19 protein-coding genes are annotated in these 19,546 nt (G+C 60.6%); 15 read left to right on the top strand and 4 right to left on the bottom strand.

The genetic code is table 11. The features are described from left to right. The first annotated feature begins 12 nt into the window (after positions 1-12). On the top strand, positions 13-429 hold the full coding sequence (locus tag JL05_RS05380) for an SRPBCC family protein (RefSeq protein ID WP_033631864.1): 417 nt from the start codon (positions 13-15) through the stop codon (positions 427-429). A 126-nt stretch (positions 430-555) separates the two neighbouring features. Beyond that, entirely contained in the window at positions 556-975 is a 420-nt protein-coding gene (locus JL05_RS05375; protein ID WP_004930960.1) for a VOC family protein, read from the top strand. Here the strand turns inward: JL05_RS05375 and JL05_RS05370 are convergent. Then, positions 972-1,655: a Crp/Fnr family transcriptional regulator gene (locus JL05_RS05370; protein ID WP_021505201.1), complete on the bottom strand. Its 684-nt coding sequence runs from the start codon at positions 1,653-1,655 to the stop codon at positions 972-974. The genes JL05_RS05375 and JL05_RS05370 overlap by 4 nt on opposite strands. A 160-nt stretch (positions 1,656-1,815) precedes the next feature. On the opposite strand from JL05_RS05370, the gene JL05_RS05365 reads away from it, so the two are divergent. Then, positions 1,816-2,757, top strand: a complete 942-nt coding sequence (locus JL05_RS05365) for a nucleoside hydrolase (RefSeq protein WP_033631863.1) — start codon at positions 1,816-1,818, stop codon at positions 2,755-2,757. Positions 2,758-2,766: 9 nt separating this feature from the next. After that, positions 2,767-3,759, top strand: coding sequence for an adenosine deaminase (gene add, locus JL05_RS05360; RefSeq protein WP_033631862.1), 993 nt, complete (start codon positions 2,767-2,769; stop codon positions 3,757-3,759). Between the two features lie 28 nt (positions 3,760-3,787). On the opposite strand, the gene JL05_RS05355 is transcribed toward add, so the two are convergent. Further along, complete coding sequence (locus JL05_RS05355; RefSeq protein ID WP_033631861.1) at positions 3,788-4,987, bottom strand: BaiN/RdsA family NAD(P)/FAD-dependent oxidoreductase; 1,200 nt, start codon at positions 4,985-4,987, stop codon at positions 3,788-3,790. A gap of 300 nt (positions 4,988-5,287) precedes the next feature. Between JL05_RS05355 and pitA the strand changes: the two genes are divergently transcribed. Next, complete coding sequence (pitA, locus tag JL05_RS05350) at positions 5,288-6,790, top strand: inorganic phosphate transporter PitA (RefSeq protein ID WP_015379362.1); 1,503 nt, start codon at positions 5,288-5,290, stop codon at positions 6,788-6,790. A gap of 73 nt (positions 6,791-6,863) precedes the next feature. Here pitA and uspB read toward each other — a convergent pair whose 3' ends face one another. Further along, the gene (uspB, locus tag JL05_RS05345) at positions 6,864-7,199 is read right to left on the bottom strand and encodes a universal stress protein UspB (protein ID WP_004930978.1); all 336 of its coding nucleotides are present in this window, start codon (positions 7,197-7,199) and stop codon (positions 6,864-6,866) included. 432 nt (positions 7,200-7,631) lie between these two features. On the opposite strand from uspB, the gene JL05_RS05340 reads away from it, so the two are divergent. The 10 genes from JL05_RS05340 to JL05_RS05295 all read left to right on the top strand — a co-directional run bounded on the left by JL05_RS05340 (position 7,632) and on the right by JL05_RS05295 (position 18,771). Continuing rightward, positions 7,632-8,405 (top strand): SDR family oxidoreductase, encoded by a 774-nt coding sequence (locus JL05_RS05340; protein ID WP_033631860.1) that lies wholly within the window; start codon positions 7,632-7,634, stop codon positions 8,403-8,405. A 102-nt stretch (positions 8,406-8,507) separates the two neighbouring features. Beyond that, positions 8,508-9,416, top strand: a complete 909-nt coding sequence (locus tag JL05_RS05335) for a LysR family transcriptional regulator (protein WP_033631859.1) — start codon at positions 8,508-8,510, stop codon at positions 9,414-9,416. Between the two features lie 267 nt (positions 9,417-9,683). After that, positions 9,684-10,121: a universal stress protein UspA gene (gene uspA, locus JL05_RS05330; protein ID WP_004930988.1), complete on the top strand. Its 438-nt coding sequence runs from the start codon at positions 9,684-9,686 to the stop codon at positions 10,119-10,121. Between the two features lie 199 nt (positions 10,122-10,320). After that, positions 10,321-11,664, top strand: a complete 1,344-nt coding sequence (gene gdhA, locus JL05_RS05325; protein WP_016930438.1) for an NADP-specific glutamate dehydrogenase — start codon at positions 10,321-10,323, stop codon at positions 11,662-11,664. A gap of 329 nt (positions 11,665-11,993) precedes the next feature. Further along, positions 11,994-12,980, top strand: a complete 987-nt coding sequence (locus tag JL05_RS05320) for an autoinducer 2 ABC transporter substrate-binding protein (RefSeq protein WP_028128102.1) — start codon at positions 11,994-11,996, stop codon at positions 12,978-12,980. A gap of 104 nt (positions 12,981-13,084) precedes the next feature. Continuing rightward, positions 13,085-14,584, top strand: a complete 1,500-nt coding sequence (locus JL05_RS05315) for a sugar ABC transporter ATP-binding protein (RefSeq protein WP_033631858.1) — start codon at positions 13,085-13,087, stop codon at positions 14,582-14,584. Continuing rightward, on the top strand, positions 14,577-15,566 hold the full coding sequence (locus JL05_RS05310) for an ABC transporter permease (protein WP_004930997.1): 990 nt from the start codon (positions 14,577-14,579) through the stop codon (positions 15,564-15,566). The genes JL05_RS05315 and JL05_RS05310 overlap by 8 nt, the downstream gene beginning before the upstream one ends. Before the next feature lies 1 nt (position 15,567). After that, on the top strand, positions 15,568-16,521 hold the full coding sequence (locus JL05_RS05305) for an ABC transporter permease (RefSeq protein ID WP_033631857.1): 954 nt from the start codon (positions 15,568-15,570) through the stop codon (positions 16,519-16,521). Between the two features lie 13 nt (positions 16,522-16,534). After that, the gene (locus JL05_RS05300) at positions 16,535-18,172 is read left to right on the top strand and encodes an FGGY-family carbohydrate kinase (RefSeq protein ID WP_004931001.1); all 1,638 of its coding nucleotides are present in this window, start codon (positions 16,535-16,537) and stop codon (positions 18,170-18,172) included. Beyond that, complete coding sequence (locus JL05_RS05295; protein ID WP_033631856.1) at positions 18,172-18,771, top strand: KpsF/GutQ family sugar-phosphate isomerase; 600 nt, start codon at positions 18,172-18,174, stop codon at positions 18,769-18,771. The genes JL05_RS05300 and JL05_RS05295 overlap by 1 nt, the downstream gene beginning before the upstream one ends. 28 nt (positions 18,772-18,799) lie before the next feature. On the opposite strand, the gene rsmJ is transcribed toward JL05_RS05295, so the two are convergent. Continuing rightward, the gene (gene rsmJ / locus JL05_RS05290; protein ID WP_004931005.1) at positions 18,800-19,546 is read right to left on the bottom strand and encodes a 16S rRNA (guanine(1516)-N(2))-methyltransferase RsmJ; all 747 of its coding nucleotides are present in this window, start codon (positions 19,544-19,546) and stop codon (positions 18,800-18,802) included.

The following is a 19,546-nucleotide window of genomic DNA, read 5'->3' as shown; positions in this document are numbered from 1 at the left end:
GAGAGAAAGAAAATGGCTACTACATCCGTATCTATGAACATCCCGGCATCCGCCGACACCGTATGGCAACTGATCGGCGGTTTCGACGCCCTGCCTGACTGGCTGCCGTTCATTCCGAAAAGCGTCGTTTCTGAAGGCGGCCGCGTGCGCACTTTGACGACCGCTGACGGCGGCACCGTTATCGAGCGGCTGGAAGCGTTCGACAACCGTCAACGCAGCTACAGCTACTCCATCATGCAGGCGCCGTTCCCGGTGGTGAATTACCTGTCCACCCTGTCGGTACACGCCACCGACGACGCCAACGTGGCGCGCGTGGAATGGTCGGGCAGCTTCACGCCGGTCAATATCAGCGACGACGAAGCCGTCGCCCTGTTCCATGGCATCTACCAGGATGGCCTGGATGCGCTGAGCGGCAACTTCCCGCGCTAATGCGTGAACACTCCGCACGCTTACGGCCGATGGTGAAAACCATCGGCCGTTTTTTTGCTTTAGCTCTGGAGCAGGATAAATCCGCCAGCGCCGTTTATGCTGTAAAGGAGACTTCCGTTTGAGGAGATGGCCGTGCGCCCTTTCAGCCTGAAGACTATCGACCATGTGGTGCTGCGCGTGCGCGATATGCAGAAAAGCCTGCATTTTTATACCCGGATCGTCGGCTGTGATATCGCCAAACAGCGGCCGGATTTGGGGCTGATGCACCTGCGCGCCGGAGCGGCCATGATCGATCTGGTGGATATTAACGGCGTGTTGGGGAAAAAAGGCGGCACGGCGCCCGATCCTCACCGGCAAAATGTCGATCACATCTGCCTGCGCATCGATCCTTTCAACGAGGACGAGCTGTTGGCCTATCTGCGATCGCAGGGGATCGGCGTTGATCCCGCCGAATCGCGCTATGGCGCTGAAGGCGACGGCCCGTCCATTTATTTCAGCGATCCGGACGGCAATCGCGTGGAATTGAAGGGGCCGGCGATCGGCTAGATCCTGGCGCTCCCGTTGATGTCGGACAGCCGTTGGCGATCCGTCACCCGCAGTGATTTGTTTTTGAATTGAATGATGCCGTCCGCCGCGAGCTGCGCCAGCGCGCGGCTCAGCTGTCTGACGGAGATGCCCAATCTCGCCGCCAGCGCCTCCCGGTTTTCCAGCTCAATCAATTCCCCTTCGTTCTTTATCTTGAATAATAAAAATTTTCGCAGTTTATACTCCGCCGTAAAAACGCCGTTCGCATGCAGCAAAGAGGCATTCAGCAGCTTATTGCTCAATTGCCGGCAGATAAAGGTGAGGAACGCCGGGTCGCTCAGGGCGTGATTGTTGATGGCCTCTATCGGTGCCGCGAGGAGCAGCGCGTCGGTCACCGCCTGCACGGTGCTGAACAGCGTGCGCTGCGCCTGGGAAAACAGTTCCAGATCGCCAATCACCGAGAAATCCGTTTCGAAGGAAAAGACAATGTGCGCGCCATTCACATCAAAATTCTCAACCTGCAATTTTCCCTGTACGAGAAAAAACAGGTGGGTCAAACGATCGCTTTGCGTCACCAGGTATTCGCCGGCTTCGACGCTGACCAGGCGCAGTGCGGCGAGCAGCGTGGGCGAAAGCGCCGTTCGCAGATCGTGAGCGTCGATAAAAGCTTCTTTTAGCTTGCTGTCACCGACCGTTTTCAAGGCGATTCACTCCCAGGGCTCATCCTTAAACGTCTTACATCCTCGCTTTCGACTGCGTTCAGCATAGCCGACGCGCTTCAGAACGAAAAAGGACATCTGACCTTTTTTGCCTTAGGTCGTCTGGGTACTTTCTCCGCATAGCCCACCCGAGGAGATGGCCATGCGACATATTCTGATAGACACCGATACCGCTTCCGACGATGCCGTCGCGCTGCTGATGGCGTTGCGCGCACCCGACGTGAAGGTGGAAGCGATCACCACCGTCGCGGGAAACTGCCCGCTTGAACAGTGCGTCAAAAATGCACTTATCTGCGTGGAAAAAGCGGGAACCTATGCGCCCCCGGTTTATGCCGGCATGGCGAAACCGCTTTTGCGAACGCGTTATCATTCGCACCATATTCACGGCGAAGACGGCATGGGCGACATGGCCTTGCCCGATCCGCGCCAGAGCGCCGAACCCGTTCATGCCGTGGACGCCATCATCGACTGCGCCGCACGGCTCAATGGCGAGCTGGAAATCGTCACCCTCGGGCCGTTGACCAATCTCGCGATGGCGGTGCTGAAAGCGCCCACGCTGGCCGAAAAAGTGAAGAGGGTTTATGTGATGGGCGGTTCCGGGCTGATGCCCGGCAATATCACCCCGCTGGCCGAATTTAATTTTTACGCCGATGCCGAGGCCGCGCATCTGGTGCTCACTGCCGGGCTGCCGCTCACCCTCGTTGGCTGGGAGATCGGCATGGGGGAAGCATTTATCAACGAACGCGATATAGAGCGATTGAATAATCTCGGCGAACTGGGGCGCTTTGCCGTGCGCTGCAATCGCACGCTGATGGCGTTCAACGCCATGCGCACCGAACGTAAAGGCTTTGATTTGCCCGATCCGACCACCATGGCGGTGGCGCTCTACCCGGACATCGTCGAAACCAGTCTGGAGGCGTATTCCTGGGTTGAATATAAAAGTGAAAGCTCTTACGACCATTACGTCATCGATTCCACCCACCTGACCGGCGAACCGGCCAATGCGCGCGTGATCACCCGCATCAAACCCGGCCTGTTTAAAGAAAAGCTGTTCTCGTTGTTATCTCAGCCGTTAATGAAATAAGTGGCCCGTATGAAATTCGATCCAAGAAAATTGAAGAAAGTGGAATTACACGTCCATTTGGATACCTGTTTAAGCTACCACTATGTCAAAAAGGTCGACCCGCAAATAACCAGAGCGGCATTTAATCGGCAATTTATCGCGCCGAAGCGATGCGCCGATCTGGGGAACTTTTTAAGCAAGATAGCGCCGCAAATAGATCTATTACAGACACGCCAGGCGATAACGCTGGCCGTCGGGGACTTATTCGCGCAGTTGGCGGCGGATAATGTCATCTATGCCGAGCTGCGCTTCGCGCCGCTGCTGCATACCCGGCTGGGATTAACCGGCGAAACGGTGGTCGAGACGGTGCTGGCGGCCATGCATCACGCATCACGGGCTTACGGCATCGCCGCCGGGCTGATCCTGTGCACGCTGCGACATTTCGACGCGGCCGCCAGCCTGCAAACGGCGAAACTGGTTATCGATTATCAGGGAAGCGGCGTGGCGGCGCTGGATTTGGCCGCCGATGAAGCGCGTTACCCGCTGGCCAATCACGTAGCGGCCTTTCGGGCGGTGCGCGAAGCCGGCGGCAACGTCATCGCCCACGCCGGCGAGGCGAAGGGCGCCGACAGCGTACGGGAAACGCTGGAGCGGCTACAGGTGTCGCGCATCGGCCACGGCGTCAGGAGCATCGAGGATGCTGCCCTTATCGAGCGTCTGATAGCCACCGGCGTCCTGCTCGAGATCTGCCCCAGCTGCAATCTCGTCTGCAATCTGTTCGACAGCATCGACGATCATCCGATAGATCGGCTGAAAAGGATGGGAGTGCGGCTGAACGTGAATACCGATGCGCGCACCGTCGCCGACACCACGCTGAACAAGGAGTACCAGCTGTTGCATGACGCCTTCGGCTGGCAGGATGACGATTTTAACCGCAGCAACCGACAGGCGCTGGAGGCGAGTTTTCTCGACGGCAACACTAAAATGAAATTAATGAATCAGCTCAAGGCCGGGCCAACGTGACCCGGCACGTGTCAAGGCTGCGCGGGTTTTAACGCCCCTGCGCCGCCAGCGCCTGGGCGCAGGCCCAGGCCGAACTCCAGGCCCACTGGAAGTTGTAGCCACCCAGCCACCCGGTCACGTCCACCACTTCGCCGATGAAATAGAGCCCCGGCACCTTGTGGGCCTCCATCGTCTTGGAAGAAAGTTCGTTGGTGTCGACGCCGCCGAGCGTCACTTCCGCCGTGCGGTAGCCTTCGGTGCCGTTCGGCTGCACTCGCCAGTTCTGCAACAGATCAACCAGCGCCGCTTGTTGCGGCGCATTCAGCTGCTTCAGCGTCGCCTCCGGCAGTTGTCCCAGGGTCTGCAAGCACTCCACCAGCCGCTTCGGCAAATGCAGCGCCAGGGTGTTTTTCAGGCTTTGGTTCGGGTGCTCTTGGCGTTGGTTATCCAGGAAGCCCGCCAGATCCAGCCCAGGAAGTAAGTTAACGCTCACATACTCACCCGGTTGCCAGTAGCTGGACAGCTGCAATACCGCCGGCCCGGAGAGGCCACGGTGGGTAAACAGGATGCTTTCGCGGAAGCTGACGCCGTTCTCGGCGGTGATCACCGCCGGCACCGACACGCCGGATAGCGTCTGCACATGCTCCAGCAGCGGCTTATGCAGGGTAAAAGGCACCAGCCCGGCGCGCGTCGGCAGCACTTTGAGGCCGAACTGCTCCGCCAGTTTGTAACCGAACGGCGAGGCGCCCAACCCCGGCATGGATAATCCGCCGCTGGCCACCACAAGTGAGCGAGCACTTACTTTTTCGCCATTGAGCGCCAGCTGGTAGCCGTTCTCGGTTTTCTCCACGCCCAGCACTTCGCTGCGCAGGCGCATCGTCACCTGGCCCAGCTCGCACTCTTTGACCAGCAGATCCACCACCTGCTGCGCCGAATCGTCGCAGAACAGCTGCCCCAGCGTTTTTTCATGGTAGGCGATGCCGTAGCGGTTGATCAGATCGATGAAGTCCCACTGGGTGTAGCGCGCCAGCGCCGACTTGCAGAAGTGCGGGTTGTTCGACAGATAGGCCGCCGGTTCGGCGTACATGTTGGTAAAGTTGCAGCGCCCACCGCCGGACATCAGGATCTTGCGGCCCGGTTTTTTGCCGTTGTCGAGCAGCAACACGCGGCAACCGAGTTGCCCCGCCTGCGCGGCGCAAAACATGCCGGCGGCACCCGCCCCAATCACTACGACATCAAACTGTTCCACCTGAGCCTCACTTATCAAAACCACAATCGCGACAAAAGAGCGCCATATTACGCCGTTTCGCCGCCGGTCACCGCCAAATTCACGGCGGCAGATTGTAAAGCCCCGGCGCCGCCAACGCCACAGTAAGAAAATATTACAGAGGTCAGAGGAGAATAACGCGTTGATATTCAATATTTTTGTTATAGGCGCGTCATCGTTTCGTCATGTCCAAATCAAAAAAACGTCATATTTTCCTTTTCCCCGGCCCCGGTTGTCACTGATAATGCGCGGCGTTCATGTCCACAAACTGGCGTAACGCTTATGCTGCATTTGTTCGCTGGCCTGGATTTCCATACCGGCCTGATGTTAATTCTCGCATTGTTGTTCGTGTTGTTTTATGAAGCCATCAACGGTTTTCATGATACGGCCAATGCGGTCGCTACAGTTATTTATACCCGCGCCATGCGCTCGCAACTTGCGGTCGTGATGGCAGGTTTGTTCAACTTTCTTGGCGTAATGCTCGGCGGTTTGAGTGTTGCTTACGCCATCGTCCACTTGCTGCCTACCGATCTGTTGTTGAACGTCAGTTCAGCACACGGATTAGCCATGGTCTTCTCCATGCTGTTGGCGGCAATCATCTGGAACCTCGGCACCTGGTATTTCGGTCTGCCGGCCTCCAGTTCCCATACGCTGATAGGCGCAATCATCGGTGTCGGTTTAACCAACGCCCTGATGACCCACACTTCGGTGGTGGATGCGCTTAACGTCCCGAAAATGATTGGCATTTTCCTTTCTCTGCTGTTCTCGCCGCTGGTCGGCATGATGGTGGCGGGAGTGATGGTGTTCGCCTTGCGCCGCTATTGGAGTGGCACCAAGAAACGCCAGCGTATCCACATGACCCCTGCGGAACGTGAAAAGGTCGACGGCAAACGCAAGCCGCCGTTCTGGACCCGTATCGCGCTGATCCTGTCGGCGATTGGCGTCAGCTTCTCGCACGGCGCCAACGACGGCCAGAAAGGCATCGGCCTTATCATGCTGGTGTTGATCGGCGTTGCGCCGGCCGGCTTCGTGGTCAATATGAATGCAACCGGTTATGACATCACCCGTACGCGTGACGCCGTGACCCACCTGCAGCAATATTACCAGCAGCACGGCGACGCGCTGTCGCATGCGGTGTCGCTGACGCCGCTGGTGCCAAGCCCGGATGACGAAGCGGCGTCTGGCAAACCGGCCGAGTTCCACTGCGACAGTTCGCGCGCCATGCCGGCGATCGAGCTGGCTCAGGGCATGCTGACCAACCTGCAAAGCTACGATCAGCTGACGGTTGACCAGCGCAGCCACCTGCGCCGCCTGCTGATGTGCGTGACCGACACGGCGGATAAAGTCGCCAAGCTGCCGGAAACCTCATCCGCCGACCAGCGCTTCCTGAAGAACCTGCGTCAGGATCTGCTGCAGACCGTCGAGTACGCGCCGATGTGGATCATCGTCGCCGTCGCGCTGGCGCTGTCGCTCGGTACCATGGTGGGCTGGAAACGCGTGGCCACCACCATCGGCGAGAAGATCGGCAAGAAAGGCATGACCTACGCCCAGGGCGTATCGGCCCAGATGACCGCGGCGCTGTCGATCGGCGTGGCGAGCTATACCGGCATGCCGGTCTCCACCACCCACGTCCTCTCTTCGGCGGTTGCCGGGACGATGATCGTGGACGGTGGCGGCGTGCAGAGCAAAACCGTGAAGAACATCCTGTTGGCCTGGGTACTGACCCTGCCAATCTCGATTCTGCTTTCCGGTGCGCTGTATTGGATTGCGTTGAAGCTGATCTAAGCGATAAGCATCATGAGGAAGGCGGCCGCAGGGCCGCCTTTTTTTTGCCTGCATCAAGGGAAACAGCAAGGCATTAATACCAAATCATCATCGCTATCAGGCAGATGACCACCAGGCCGCACAGGGCCGAGGTCAGCATAAACTGCCCGCGCACCCGCTCACAGCGGCGAATAAACTCCGGATCGTGGTGTTCGACATAGCGCTGCGCGAAGATATAGCGCACCAGCCTCAGTTGCTTGCTGGGTTGGCCGTGGGCGGTGAAGAAGCCGCCGCCGTCGACGTATTGGTACAGCAACGGGTCACAGCCGCGCAATACCACCAGCAACGCGCGCAGAGAAGAGTAATACCGCACCATGTTTACCACACACACCACACATAAGGCCCAAAACAGCGCGACGGTACTGATCATGATTACCCCCTCAAGGCGTTGTTATCCGCGGCCATCCGCCGGGTCCAACCGCCCTACCTCATTACCCGATACTCTGCTGGAGCTTACCGCTCTCATCCCCTTTTTTGCCTGCACGGGCCACGCCCATAACCCACCGCCTCCAAAGACGTTGCCGCGCCGCACAGAGAGATTTGCACGGCATGGTTCTACTCAGAGGAGAAATGGTGAGACCCATATCCATCATTGTAGGTTAATGGAACGCAAACTGGCCTGAGCAGTGGATAAAATTTATCGCCCTGTAGCGAAAAGTCACCTGCTGGGGCGTTATAAGCGATAACCGTCCGTTTCGATTATGTCGCTTTTCTGGATAGTCTATCCCGCGCCACGCCGCTGATCTTTCCCCCCACGCTGGCTAGACTCAGGTTTCCGTTACGCTCATCCAAGGAAACTGTTATGGCAAACCATTCAATCAAGGGAAAAACCGTCCTCATCGCCGGCGGCGCCAAAAACCTCGGCGGGCTGATCGCACGCGATTTGGCTGAACAAGGCGCCAAAGCGGTGGTGATCCACTACAACAGCGCCGCCTCCAAAACCGAAGCGGAAAAAACCGTCGCCGCCATTCAGGCCACCGGCGCGCAAGGTGTCGCGCTGCAGGCCGATCTCACCACCGCGGGCGCGGTCGAGAAGCTGTTCGCCGATGCGGTAGCCGCCGTCGGCAAGCCGGATATCGCCATCAATACCGTCGGCAAGGTGTTGAAAAAGCCGATGATCGACATCAGCGAAGCCGAGTACGACGAGATGACGGCGGTCAACGCCAAAACCGCGTTCTTCTTCCTGAAAGAGGCGGGCAAGCACCTTAACGACAACGGTAAAATCTGCACGCTGGTCACCTCGCTGCTCGGCGCCTTCACGCCGTTCTACGCCGCTTACGCCGGCACCAAGGCGCCGGTGGAGCACTTCACCCGCGCCGCCGCCAAGGAGTTCGGCGAACGCGGCATCTCCGTGACGGCAGTCGGCCCCGGCCCGATGGACACCCCGTTCTTCTACCCGGCAGAGGGTGCGGACGCCGTGGCCTACCACAAAACGGCGGCGGCGCTGTCGCCGTTCAGCAAAACCGGCCTGACCGATATCGAAGACGTGGTGCCGTTCATCCGCCATCTGGTCAGCGACGGCTGGTGGGTAACCGGCCAAACCATCCTGATCAACGGCGGCTACACCACCAAATAGTTCGACGGGGGCGGAGAGGCCCCCGCACCTGCTCGCGCGCAACCGCGCCATGCGGCTACACTTTCTGTCGGGAACGGCGCCAAGGAACAGCAGGTCAACGAGATGGACAGATTCAATCAATACCGCGTATTCGTACAGGTGGCGGAAATGGGCAGCTTTATCCGGGCGGCCCATGCGCTGGAGGTGCCGCGCGCCTCGGTCTCCGCCGCCGTACAGCAATTGGAAACGCAACTAGGCGTGCGCCTGTTGCACCGCACCACGCGGCAGGTGCGGCTGACCGCCGACGGCGAACAGCTGCTCGAGCGGCTGCGCCCGCTGCTGGCCGAAGTGGAAGACATCGATCAGTCATTTCAGGCCAGCCAACGGCAGGCCTCCGGGCGGCTCAGCGTCGACGTGCCGAGCCGCATCGCCCGCCGGCTGATCGCTCCGGCGCTGCCCGGCTTGCTGCGGCGCCATCCTCACCTGCAGCTGATGCTCGGCTCCGCCGATCGCGCCATCGATCTGGTGCAGGAGGGGGTCGACTGCGCGGTGCGCGTCGGCGATCTGCACGACAGCAGCCTGGTGATGCGGCCGCTCGGCCATATCGCGCTGATCAACTGCGCCAGCCCCGCCTACCTGAGCGAATTCGGTCATCCGCTCCACCCCGGCGATCTTGCCGAGGGGCACTGGAGCATCGGCTACGCCTCGCCCAGAACCGGCCGCGAATCCCCCTGGGAATACCTGACCGGCGACGGCCATACGCAACGGCTCGAACTGCCCAGCCGGGTGGTGGTCAACAACGCCGAAAGCTATATCGCCTGCTGCCGCGCCGGGCTGGGGCTGATGCAAATCCCGCGCTACGACGTACAACACCTGCTCGACGCCGGTGAACTGGTGGAAGTCCTGCCCGGTTACCGCGCCACCTCCATGCCGATCGCCCTGATCTATCCCCATCGCCGCCAGCGCTCAAGGCGCCTGGCGGTGTTTCATGAGTGGTTTGAAAGCCTGCTGCAGCCGCATCTGGAGCGCTGATTGCACATTTAGCGCTATACTTTGTTTAATAACGCTTATAATTCAAGCGGTCAGACCGTTAAAACCCGCATAACCCATAGGCTTTTACGCCGCGCGGGTGTACAACGAAAGGTATCGTGCGCAGAGATTTTCGATGCGGCGCAGTGTGATCGCCCCAACATATCATTGCGTTATCCGAATGATACTATGGAACCAACAGCGCCAGGCGGGTACACGGAACGCCTGCTAACCCTTTTTAATCGGCATGTTTATGGAAGGAGTATTCTTATGGCTTACAAACACATATTGATCGCGGTAGACCTATCCCCGGAAAGCAAGATCCTGGTAGAAAAAGCCGTCTCTATGGCGCGGCCGTATAACGCCAAAGTTTCTCTGATCCACGTCGATGTCAACTATTCCGACCTCTATACCGGCCTTATCGACGTCAATCTCGGCGACATGCAAAAACGCATCTCTGAAGAAACCCATCAGGCGCTGACCGAGCTGTCGCAAAACGCCGGCTACCCGATCACCGAGACCCTGAGCGGCAGCGGCGATCTGGCGCAGGTGCTGGTGGACGCCATCAAGAAATACGATATGGACCTGGTGCTGTGCGGCCACCATCAGGACTTCTGGAGCAAGCTGATGTCTTCCGCGCGCCAGCTGATCAATACCGTGCACATCGATATGCTGATCGTGCCGCTGCGCGATGAAGAAGACGAATAAAGTAAGCGTTTGCTAACTTAACTGACCAACGCCCGCGCCCTGCGGGCGTTTTTCATGCCGCCACGCCGATTAATCGCTTGATAATCAACCGCCCTCCGATGATATAGTCGCTAAAGACACAACATCCTCCCCCGAGCATCGCCTATACCCATATTTATAAGAAATAGCGGGGGAAATTTAATGCGAAAAGGAGTTATCCATGGAATATGCCGTATCGGTAGAGTCTTTCCTGTCCTCGTTACAACGCCATAACCCTCACCAGCCGGAATATCTGCAGGCGGTGCGCGAAGTGTTCACCTCGCTGTGGCCATTTATCGAGCGCAACCCGCGCTATCGCGAACAGGCGCTGCTGGAGCGCCTGGTGGAGCCCGAGCGTATTATTCAGTTCCGCGTCAGCTGGGTGGACGATCGCGGCCAGGTGCAGGTCAACCGCGCCTTCCGCGTGCAGTTCAACTCGGCCATCGGCCCCTATAAGGGCGGCATGCGCTTCCACCCGTCGGTAAACCTGTCGATCCTGAAGTTCCTCGGCTTTGAGCAGACCTTCAAGAATGCGCTGACCACCCTGCCGATGGGCGGCGGCAAAGGCGGCTCCGATTTCGATCCGAAGGGCAAAAGCCAGGGCGAGATCATGCGTTTCTGCCAGGCGTTGATGACCGAGCTGTATCGCCACTTGGGCCCGGACACCGACGTGCCGGCCGGCGACATCGGCGTCGGCGGCCGTGAAGTCGGCTTTATGGCCGGCATGATGAAAAAACTGTCCAACAACACCGCCTGCGTGTTTACCGGCAAGGGCCTCTCCTTCGGCGGCAGCCTGATCCGCCCCGAGGCGACCGGCTACGGCCTGGTGTACTTTACCGACGCCATGCTGCAGCGCCACGGCCTGGGCTTTGAGGGCATGCGGGTGGCGGTATCCGGCTCCGGCAACGTGGCGCAGTACACCATCGAGAAAGCGCTGGAGCTGGACGCGCGCGTGATCACCGTATCGGATTCCGGCGGCACCCTGGTGGACGAAGACGGTTTCACCACCGAGAAGCTGGCGCACCTGGCGGAGATCAAGAACCAGCGTTACGGCCGGGTGGCGGACTATGCCCGTGAGCGCGGTCTGACGTATCTGGCGGGCCAGCAGCCGTGGAGCGTGCCGGTGGATATCGCCCTGCCGTGCGCCACCCAGAACGAGCTGGATCTCGAGGCGGCGCAGACGCTGATCCGCAACGGGGTGAAAGCGGTGGCGGAAGGCGCCAACATGCCGACCACCATCCAGGCCACCGACGCCTTCCTCGACGCCGGGGTGCTGTTCGCGCCCGGCAAGGCGGCCAACGCCGGCGGCGTGGCCACCTCGGGGCTGGAGATGGCGCAAAACGCCGCGCGCATCGGCTGGCGGGCGGAAAAAGTGGATGTACGTTTACAACATATCATGGCGGATATTCACCATGCCTGCGTGGAATACGGCGGCGAGGGCAAGCAAACCCACTATGTACACGGCGCGAATATCGCCGGTTTCGTCAAGGTTGCGGAGGCGATGCTGGCGCAGGGCGTGCTGTAATCGGGCGCAAAGGTGATCTTGTTCACACATCGATTAAATGCTTCAATGCCGGCCTCTGCGCCGGCATTTTTTTCCGCGTCCAAGCCATCAAAATGATGCACAAAAGTTAATTAAAAGTTAATAAAAAGTTATTTACAACCTATTAGTTGGTAGTAAATTTACCACCGACAAATAATTAAACATTTATTTAACACTAAAACCGCTAATATTTTACTTAAATATGCGCAGATCACATTTCGTTAACTTCGGCTACGCCCCCTCTTCCATTCCTTTGTAATCTGCAGCGGTGGAAAAACCGCCACCCCTACAGATAAAAAAAGGTACAGCTAATGAAATTTAACCTCGCATTATTAAATGCATGTGTGGTTTCTGCGTGCATGTTATCGACAACACCTGTGTTCGCCGCTGATAAATATGAGATTGCCGTGGTCGCCAAAGTGACCGGCATTCCGTGGTTCAACCGCATGGAAGTGGGCGTCAACGAAGCGGCGAAAAAACTCGACGTCAACGCCTACCAGACCGGCCCTTCTACGCCGGATCCGGCCGCACAGGTCAAGGTGATTGAGGATCTGATCGCCAAGAACGTCAACGCCATCATCGTGGTGCCGAACGACGCCAAAGTGCTGGAGCCGGTGCTGAAAAAAGCGCGTGACAAAGGCATCGTGGTGCTGACCCATGAATCCCCGGACCAGCAGATCGGCCAATGGGACATCGAGACCATCGACAGCGAGAAATACGCGCAGGCCAACGTCGATGAGCTGGCGAAAGACATGGGCGGCAAAGGCGGCTACGCGATCTACGTCGGCTCGCTGACCGTGCCGCTGCACAACGCCTGGGCCGATTCCGCCATCAAGTATCAGAAAGAAAAATACCCGGACATGTTTGAAGTCACCTCGCGCTTGCCGGTGGCGGAAAGCATCGACAAATCCTACGCCACCACGCTGGATCTGATGAAAACCTATCCGCAGATGAAAGGCATCATCGGCTTCGGCTCGCTCGGCCCGATCGGCGCCGGCCAGGCGGTGGCCAAGAAGCGCGCCAAGGACAAAATTGCGGTGGTGGGCATCGCCATGCCGGCGCAGGCCGCCCCTTACCTGATGCGCGGCGACATCAAGAAAGCGCTGCTGTGGGATCCGAAAGACGCCGGTTATGCGCTGGTGACGGTGGCCGATCAGCTGCTGCAGGGCAAGGACGTGAACAAAGACCTGTCGATCGAGGGCCTCGGCAAGGCCGACGTCGATATGGAACACAAAGTGATTCGGTTTAATAAGATTCTGGAAGTGACCAAAGACAACGCCAAATCGCTCGGATTCTGATTTTTCGCGTAATTTCGCTACACCGGGAAAGTAGTTAAACCCTCGTAGGGGCGCAGCCTGCTGCGCCCAGGGCTTCGGCCGCTACGCAAGCACAGGTTAACGTTATGACAGCCTCCCCCGCATTTATCACCCTGGAGAATATCAGCAAGCGATTCCCAGGCGTGCTGGCATTAGACCAGATCAACCTGACGCTCAATATTGGCGAAGTGCACTGCCTGGCCGGGCAAAACGGCTGCGGCAAAAGCACCATTATTAAAATCATCTCCGGCGTCTATCAGCCGGAAAAAGGCGCCAACATTTCGCTGGAAGGCAAACTCTTCCACGCCCTGACGCCGCAGCTGTCCGGTTATTACGGCATACAGGTGATCTACCAGGACCTGTCGCTGTTCCCTAACCTGACGGTGGCGGAAAACATCGCCATCCACCGTTACCTGCCCGGCGGCCGCTTCTGGGTGCGCAAGCGATTGATGCGCCAGACGGCGCTGGACGCCATGGCGCGGGTCGGCGTGCGCATCGATCCCGATAAAAAGGTGGAAAAACTGTCGATCGCCGATCGGCAGCTGGTGGCGATTTGCCGCGCCATCGCCGCCGAAGCGCGGTTGGTTATCATGGACGAACCGACCGCCTCGCTGACCCGCCAGGAGGTCGACGGCCTGCTGCGGGTGGTCAACGAATTGAAAGCAGCCGGCATCTGCGTGGTGTTCGTCAGCCACCGATTGGATGAAGTGATGGAAGTCGCCGATCGCATCAGCGTGATGCGCGACGGCAAGCTGGTGGGCACCTGGCCGGCCAGCGAACTGGACAGCCATGAACTGGCGTTCCTGATGACCGGCCAACGCTTCCACTACAGCCCGCTACCGCCGCTGCCGCCGGCCGAACAGGCGCCGCTGCTCGAGGTGCGCAACCTCAGCCGCGGCGAGAAATACCGCAACGTCAATCTGGCGCTGCGCGGCGGCGAGATCGTCTCGATCGTCGGCCTGCTCGGCGCCGGCCGCACCGAACTGTGCCTCAGCCTGTTCGGCATGACGCGGCCGGACAGCGGCGAGATCCGCATCGAGGGCCAAGCGGTGCAGCTGCACAACAACCGCGAAGCGGTGCGCCACGGCATCGGCTATGTGTCGGAGGATCGTCTGACGCAGGGATTGATCATGGAGCAATCGATCTACGACAACACCATCGTCACCGTCTTCGATCGGCTGCATACCTCGCTTGGATTGTTGGATCACGCCAAGGCGACCGAGCTGGTCAACCGGCTGATCCGCGATTTGAACATCAAGGTGTCCGACAGCGCATTGCCGGTGAAGACCCTGTCCGGCGGCAACGCCCAGCGCATCGCCATCGCCAAATGGGTAGCGACTCAGCCGAAGATCCTGATCCTCGACTCGCCTACCGTCGGCGTGGACATCGCCAACAAAGAGGGGATCTACCAGATCGCCCGCGATCTGGCGCAGCTGGGCATGGCGGTGCTGATGATCTGCGACGAGATCCCGGAAGCCTATTACAACAGCCATCGGGTGATGGTGATGCGCAAGGGCGAGCTGATCGCCGAATTCGCGCCGCACCAGAGTACCGAACAACAGATCGCCGAGGTGGTGAATGGATAAGTCATTATTGGCCCGCCTGGCCGGGCGGCACGAGTTTTATCTCGGCCTGCTGGTGCTGCTGCTGGCGATCGGCCTGAGCGCCGGCACCGATGAGTTTCTGACGCTCGGTAACCTGACCGACGTCGCCACCAGCTACGCCATTCTCGGCATTCTGGCCTGCGGGCTGTTCGTGGTGCTGATCGCCGGCGGCATCGACATTTCGTTCCCGGCGATCACCGCCATCGCCCAATACGTGATGGCCAGTTGGGTGATCCAGCACGGCGGCAGCTTCCCGTTGGCGTTCGCCCTGGCGATCGGCGTCGGCCTGCTGCTCGGGCTGGTGAACGGTTTCCTGGTGTATTGGCTCAAGGTGCCAGCGATCATCATCACCATCGCCACCCTTAACCTGTTCTACGGCCTGCTGGTATACGCCACCAACGGCACCTGGCTGTACGGCTTCCCTGACTGGTTCATGAACGGCATCAACTGGTTCTCGTTCCAGGGCGCCGACGGCTACGACTACGGCCTGACGCTGCCGCTGCTGTGCCTGCTGGCGACCATCGTCGTCACCGGCGTGCTGATGAACCGCACCCGGCTGGGGCGCCAGATCTACGCCATGGGCGGCAATCGCGACGCGGCGTCGCGCCTGGGGCTGAATCTGCTGCGGCTGCATTTTTGCGTCTACGGCTATATGGGCATTCTGGCCGGCGTCGCGGCGGTGGTGCAGGCGCAAATCACCCAGTCGGTGGCGCCCAACTCGCTGCTCGGTTTCGAGCTGACGGTGTTGGCGGCGGTGGTGCTGGGCGGCACCAGCATGAGCGGCGGCCGCGGATCGTTGACCGGCACCCTGCTCGGCGTGGTGCTGCTGGCCTTCCTGCAAAACGGGCTGACGCTGCTCAGCGTCTCGGCCTATTGGCACCAGGTATTCAGCGGCGCGATCATTTTGATCAGCATCAGCACCACCGCCTGGAACGAAAAACGCAAGCTGCTCAAGGAGATCTGACATGACGCAGTTAACTCGGTTGATCCCAAACGATCGGCTCATTCGCCTGCAGGGCGCGATCATCATCGCGGTGGCGCTGCTGTTCGCCGGGCTGCTCGGATCGCGCTTCTTCAGCCTCGGCAACTTCCAGTCGATCGCCTCGCAGCTGCCGATCCTCGGCCTGCTGGCGCTCGGCATGGGCATCACCATGCTGACCGGCGGCATCAACCTGTCGATCATCGCCGGCGCCAACGCCTGTTCGCTGGTGATGGCGGCGATCATCGTCAGCCATCCCGACCAGCCGCTGTTCCTGGCGCTGGCGCTGTTGGCCGGCCTGTTGGTGGCGGTGGCGATCGGCGCGCTGAACGGCGCGCTGGTAGCCTGGATCGGCGTTTCGCCGATCCTCGCCTCGCTCGGCACCATGACGCTGATCACCGGCCTGAACATCCTGCTGTCCAACGGCGCGGTGATCTCCGGCTTCCCGGCGGCGATTCAATTTCTCGGCAACGGCGCAGTGCTCGGCGTGCCGGTGGCGCTGATCCTGTTCCTGCTGGTGGCGATCGGTCTGTGGCTGCTGCTGGAGCACACCACGCTGGGCCGCAGCCTGTACCTGATCGGCTCCAACGAGCAGGCCACCCGCTTTAGCGGCGTGAACACCGCGCGGGTGCAGATCGCGGTGTACATCCTGTCGGCGCTGCTCGGCTGGGGCGCCGCGCTGCTGATGATGGCCAAGTTCAACTCGGCCAAGGCCGGCTACGGCGAATCTTATCTGCTGGTGACCATTCTGGCCTCGGTGCTGGGCGGCATCAACCCGGACGGCGGTTTCGGCCGCATTCTGGGGCTGGTGCTGGCGCTGATCGTGCTGCAAATGTTGGAAAGCGGCCTCAATTTGCTGGGGGTCAGCAGCTACCTGACCATGGCCCTGTGGGGCGGCGTGCTGATCCTGTTTATCGCGTTACAGAATCGAAAAGCTTAGGAGAAAACAGATAATGGCGAGCTATTTTATTGGCGTAGATGTGGGCACCGGAAGCGCGCGCGCAGGCGTATTCGATCTCAATGGGCGCATGGTCGGCCAGGCCAGCCGGGCCATCGATCTGTACCGGCCGAAGGCAGATTTCGTCGAGCAGTCGTCGGATAACATCTGGCAGGCGGTGTGCAATGCGGTGCGCGACGCGGTCAACCAGGCCGACATCAACCCGATCCAGGTCAAGGGGTTGGGCTTCGACGCCACCTGTTCGCTGGTGGTGCTGGATAAAGAGGGCAAGCCGCTGACCGTCAGCCCCTCCGGCCGTACCGAACAGAACATCATCGTGTGGATGGATCACCGGGCGATCGCCCAGGCCGAGCGCATCAACGCCACCAAACACCGGGTGCTGGACTTCGTCGGCGGCATCATTTCGCCGGAGATGCAGACGCCGAAACTGCTGTGGCTGAAGCAACACATGCCCACCACCTGGGCCAACGCCGGCTACCTGTTCGATCTGCCGGACTTTCTCACCTGGCGCGCCACCCAGGACGCCACCCGTTCGCTGTGCTCGACGGTGTGCAAGTGGACCTATCTCGGCCACGAGCAGCGTTGGGACAAGAGCTACTTCCAGCAGATCGGGCTGGAAGACGTGCTGGAACATGACGCGGCCAAGATCGGCAGCGACGTCAAAATGATGGGTGAGCCGCTGGGCCACGGCCTGACTCAGCGCGCCGCCAGCGAGATGGGACTGATCGCCGGCACGGCGGTGAGCGTGTCAATCATCGACGCCCACGCCGGCACCCTCGGCACGCTGGGCGCCACCGGCGTCTCCGGCGAGGTGGCCGACTTCAATCGCCGCGTCGCGCTGATCGGCGGCACCTCCACCGGCCATATGGCGATGTCGCGTACCGCGCGCTTTATCGGCGGCGTCTGGGGGCCGTATTACTCGGCGATCCTGCCGGAATACTGGCTGAACGAGGGCGGCCAGTCCGCCACCGGCGCGCTGATCGACCACGTCATCCAGTCGCATCCGTGCTATCAGGAGCTGCTGGCGCAGGCGAAAACCCAGGGCCAGACCATCTATGAGGTGCTGAACGCCATTCTGCGCCGCATGGCCGGCGAGCCGGAGAACATCGCCTTCCTGACGCAGGACATTCACATGCTGCCGTACTTCCACGGCAACCGCTCGCCGCGTGCCAACCCGACGCTGACCGGTATCCTGACCGGGCTGAAGCTGTCGCGCACGCCGGAAGACATGGCGCTGCACTACCTGGCCACCATTCAGGCCATCGCGCTCGGCACTCGCCACATCATCGAAACCATGAACCACAGCGGCTACAGCATCGACACCATCATGGCCAGCGGCGGCGGCACCAAGAACCCGATCTTCGTGCAGGAACACGCCAACGCCACCGGCTGCGCCATGCTGCTGCCGGAGGAGAGCGAGGCGATGCTGCTGGGCGGCGCGATGATGGGCACCGTGGCGGCCGGCGTGTTCGACACCTTGCCGGAGGCGATGAGCGCCATGAGCCGCATCGGCAAGACGGTGACGCCGCAGACCAACCAGATAAAAAGCTATTACGACCGTAAATACCGGGTGTTCCACGAGCTGTACAACGACCACATGAAATACCGCCGGTTGATGCAGGAGGAGGCGTGATGCAGCAGGAGTGGCGGCAGGCCGTACAGGGCTGGCAAACCTACAGCCAGGAGCTGGCGCAGCTGGGCGAACGCCTCGACGCGCACACCTGGCAGCGGCTGCTGGCGCTGCTGGCCGACTGCCGCGGTAAAATCGCCGTCACCGGCGTCGGCACCTCGGGGATTGCGGCGCGCAAGATAGCCCACATGCTGGCCTGCGTGGAGCGGCCGGCGGTCTATCTCGACGCCACCGGCGCGGCGCACGGCGATCTGGGCTTCCTGCGCGCCGACGATCTGCTGATCCTGATCTCGCGCGGCGGCAATTCCGACGAGCTGACCCGCCTGCTGCCGACGCTGCAGGCCAAGGGGGTGACGCTGATCGCGGTGACGGAAAACCCGCATTCCACCATCGCGCAGGCGGCGCAGCTGACGATCGCTACCGGGGTGCAGAAGGAGATAGATCCGCTGAACATGCTGGCCACCACCTCAATTGTGCTGGTGTTGGCGATCTTCGACGCCGCCTGCGCCTGCCTGATGGCGCGCAGCGGTTACGACAAGAGCGCCTTGCTGGCGGTGCATCCGGGCGGCGGCGTGGGGAAAAGTTTGCGAGAGGAAAATTGAGGGCCCGACACGGCGGGCCCGGCAGACATTACAGCGGCATGTAGATATCGAAACGGTGGCTTTTGGTCAGCGTGGCGGCGTGCGCCGGCACGTCGGCCAGCGGCGGCGCGTAGTCCGGGCGTTTCACCACCACGCGCTTGGTGGCCAAACGGCGCGCCGGTTCCAGCAGGCCGTCGGCGTCATCATCGCTGCCCACCAGCGATTGAAACACCCGCATCTCTTTCTTCACCAGCGCGCTTTTCTGCTTGTGCGGGAACATCGGATCGAGATACACCACCTCAGGACGCGGGCTGAGATCCGCCAGCGCCGTCAGGCTGGAGGCGTGCAGCAGCGTCAGGCGCTCGCGCAGCCACGGGCCGATTTCCGCATCCTGATAGCCGCGCTGCAGGCCGTCGTCCAGCAACGCCGCCACCACCGGATTGCGTTCCAGCATCCGCACCCGGCAGCCCAACGCCGCCAGCACAAAGGCGTCTCGCCCCAGCCCGGCGGTGGCGTCCACCACGTCCGGCAGGTAACTGCCCTTGATGCCGACCGCCTTGGCCACCGCCTCGCCGCGGCCGCCGCCAAAGCGGCGCCGGTGCGCCATGGCGCCGGAGACGAAATCGACGTAGATCCCGCCCAGCTTCGGCTCGTCGCGCTTGCGCAGCTCCAGCCGCTGCGGAGTCAATACCAGCGCCATCGGCGCGTCGTCGTCAGACGCCAGCCGCCAGCGCTGCGCCAAAACAGACAAGGCGCCGGGATCGGCGCCTGCTTCACACAATAAACACACGCTCAC

Origin of the sequence: Serratia nematodiphila DZ0503SBS1, assembly GCF_000738675.1 — a bacterium.
In the GTDB taxonomy this organism is placed as follows: Bacteria; Pseudomonadota; Gammaproteobacteria; order Enterobacterales; family Enterobacteriaceae; genus Serratia; species Serratia nematodiphila.
Note: the sequence above shows the minus strand (reverse complement) of the source record. Positions and strands in the feature narration are given on the sequence as shown.

Excerpts from the sequence above, each read along its gene's own strand:
- gdhA (WP_016930438.1), top strand. The coding sequence starts at position 10,321 with ATGGAATATGCCGTATCGGTAGAGTCTTTCCTGTCCTCGTTACAACGC.
- JL05_RS05335 (WP_033631859.1), top strand. The coding sequence starts at position 8,508 with ATGGACAGATTCAATCAATACCGCGTATTCGTACAGGTGGCGGAAATG.
- JL05_RS05310 (WP_004930997.1), top strand. The coding sequence starts at position 14,577 with ATGGATAAGTCATTATTGGCCCGCCTGGCCGGGCGGCACGAGTTTTAT.
- uspA (WP_004930988.1), top strand. The coding sequence starts at position 9,684 with ATGGCTTACAAACACATATTGATCGCGGTAGACCTATCCCCGGAAAGC.
- JL05_RS05365 (WP_033631863.1), top strand. The coding sequence starts at position 1,816 with ATGCGACATATTCTGATAGACACCGATACCGCTTCCGACGATGCCGTC.
- pitA (WP_015379362.1), top strand. The coding sequence starts at position 5,288 with ATGCTGCATTTGTTCGCTGGCCTGGATTTCCATACCGGCCTGATGTTA.
- JL05_RS05305 (WP_033631857.1), top strand. The coding sequence starts at position 15,568 with ATGACGCAGTTAACTCGGTTGATCCCAAACGATCGGCTCATTCGCCTG.
- JL05_RS05380 (WP_033631864.1), top strand. The coding sequence starts at position 13 with ATGGCTACTACATCCGTATCTATGAACATCCCGGCATCCGCCGACACC.
- JL05_RS05340 (WP_033631860.1), top strand. The coding sequence starts at position 7,632 with ATGGCAAACCATTCAATCAAGGGAAAAACCGTCCTCATCGCCGGCGGC.
- JL05_RS05295 (WP_033631856.1), top strand. The coding sequence starts at position 18,172 with ATGCAGCAGGAGTGGCGGCAGGCCGTACAGGGCTGGCAAACCTACAGC.
- JL05_RS05375 (WP_004930960.1), top strand. The coding sequence starts at position 556 with ATGGCCGTGCGCCCTTTCAGCCTGAAGACTATCGACCATGTGGTGCTG.
- JL05_RS05300 (WP_004931001.1), top strand. The coding sequence starts at position 16,535 with ATGGCGAGCTATTTTATTGGCGTAGATGTGGGCACCGGAAGCGCGCGC.
- add (WP_033631862.1), top strand. The coding sequence starts at position 2,767 with ATGAAATTCGATCCAAGAAAATTGAAGAAAGTGGAATTACACGTCCAT.
- JL05_RS05320 (WP_028128102.1), top strand. The coding sequence starts at position 11,994 with ATGAAATTTAACCTCGCATTATTAAATGCATGTGTGGTTTCTGCGTGC.
- JL05_RS05315 (WP_033631858.1), top strand. The coding sequence starts at position 13,085 with ATGACAGCCTCCCCCGCATTTATCACCCTGGAGAATATCAGCAAGCGA.
- uspB (WP_004930978.1), bottom strand. The coding sequence starts at position 7,199 with ATGATCAGTACCGTCGCGCTGTTTTGGGCCTTATGTGTGGTGTGTGTG.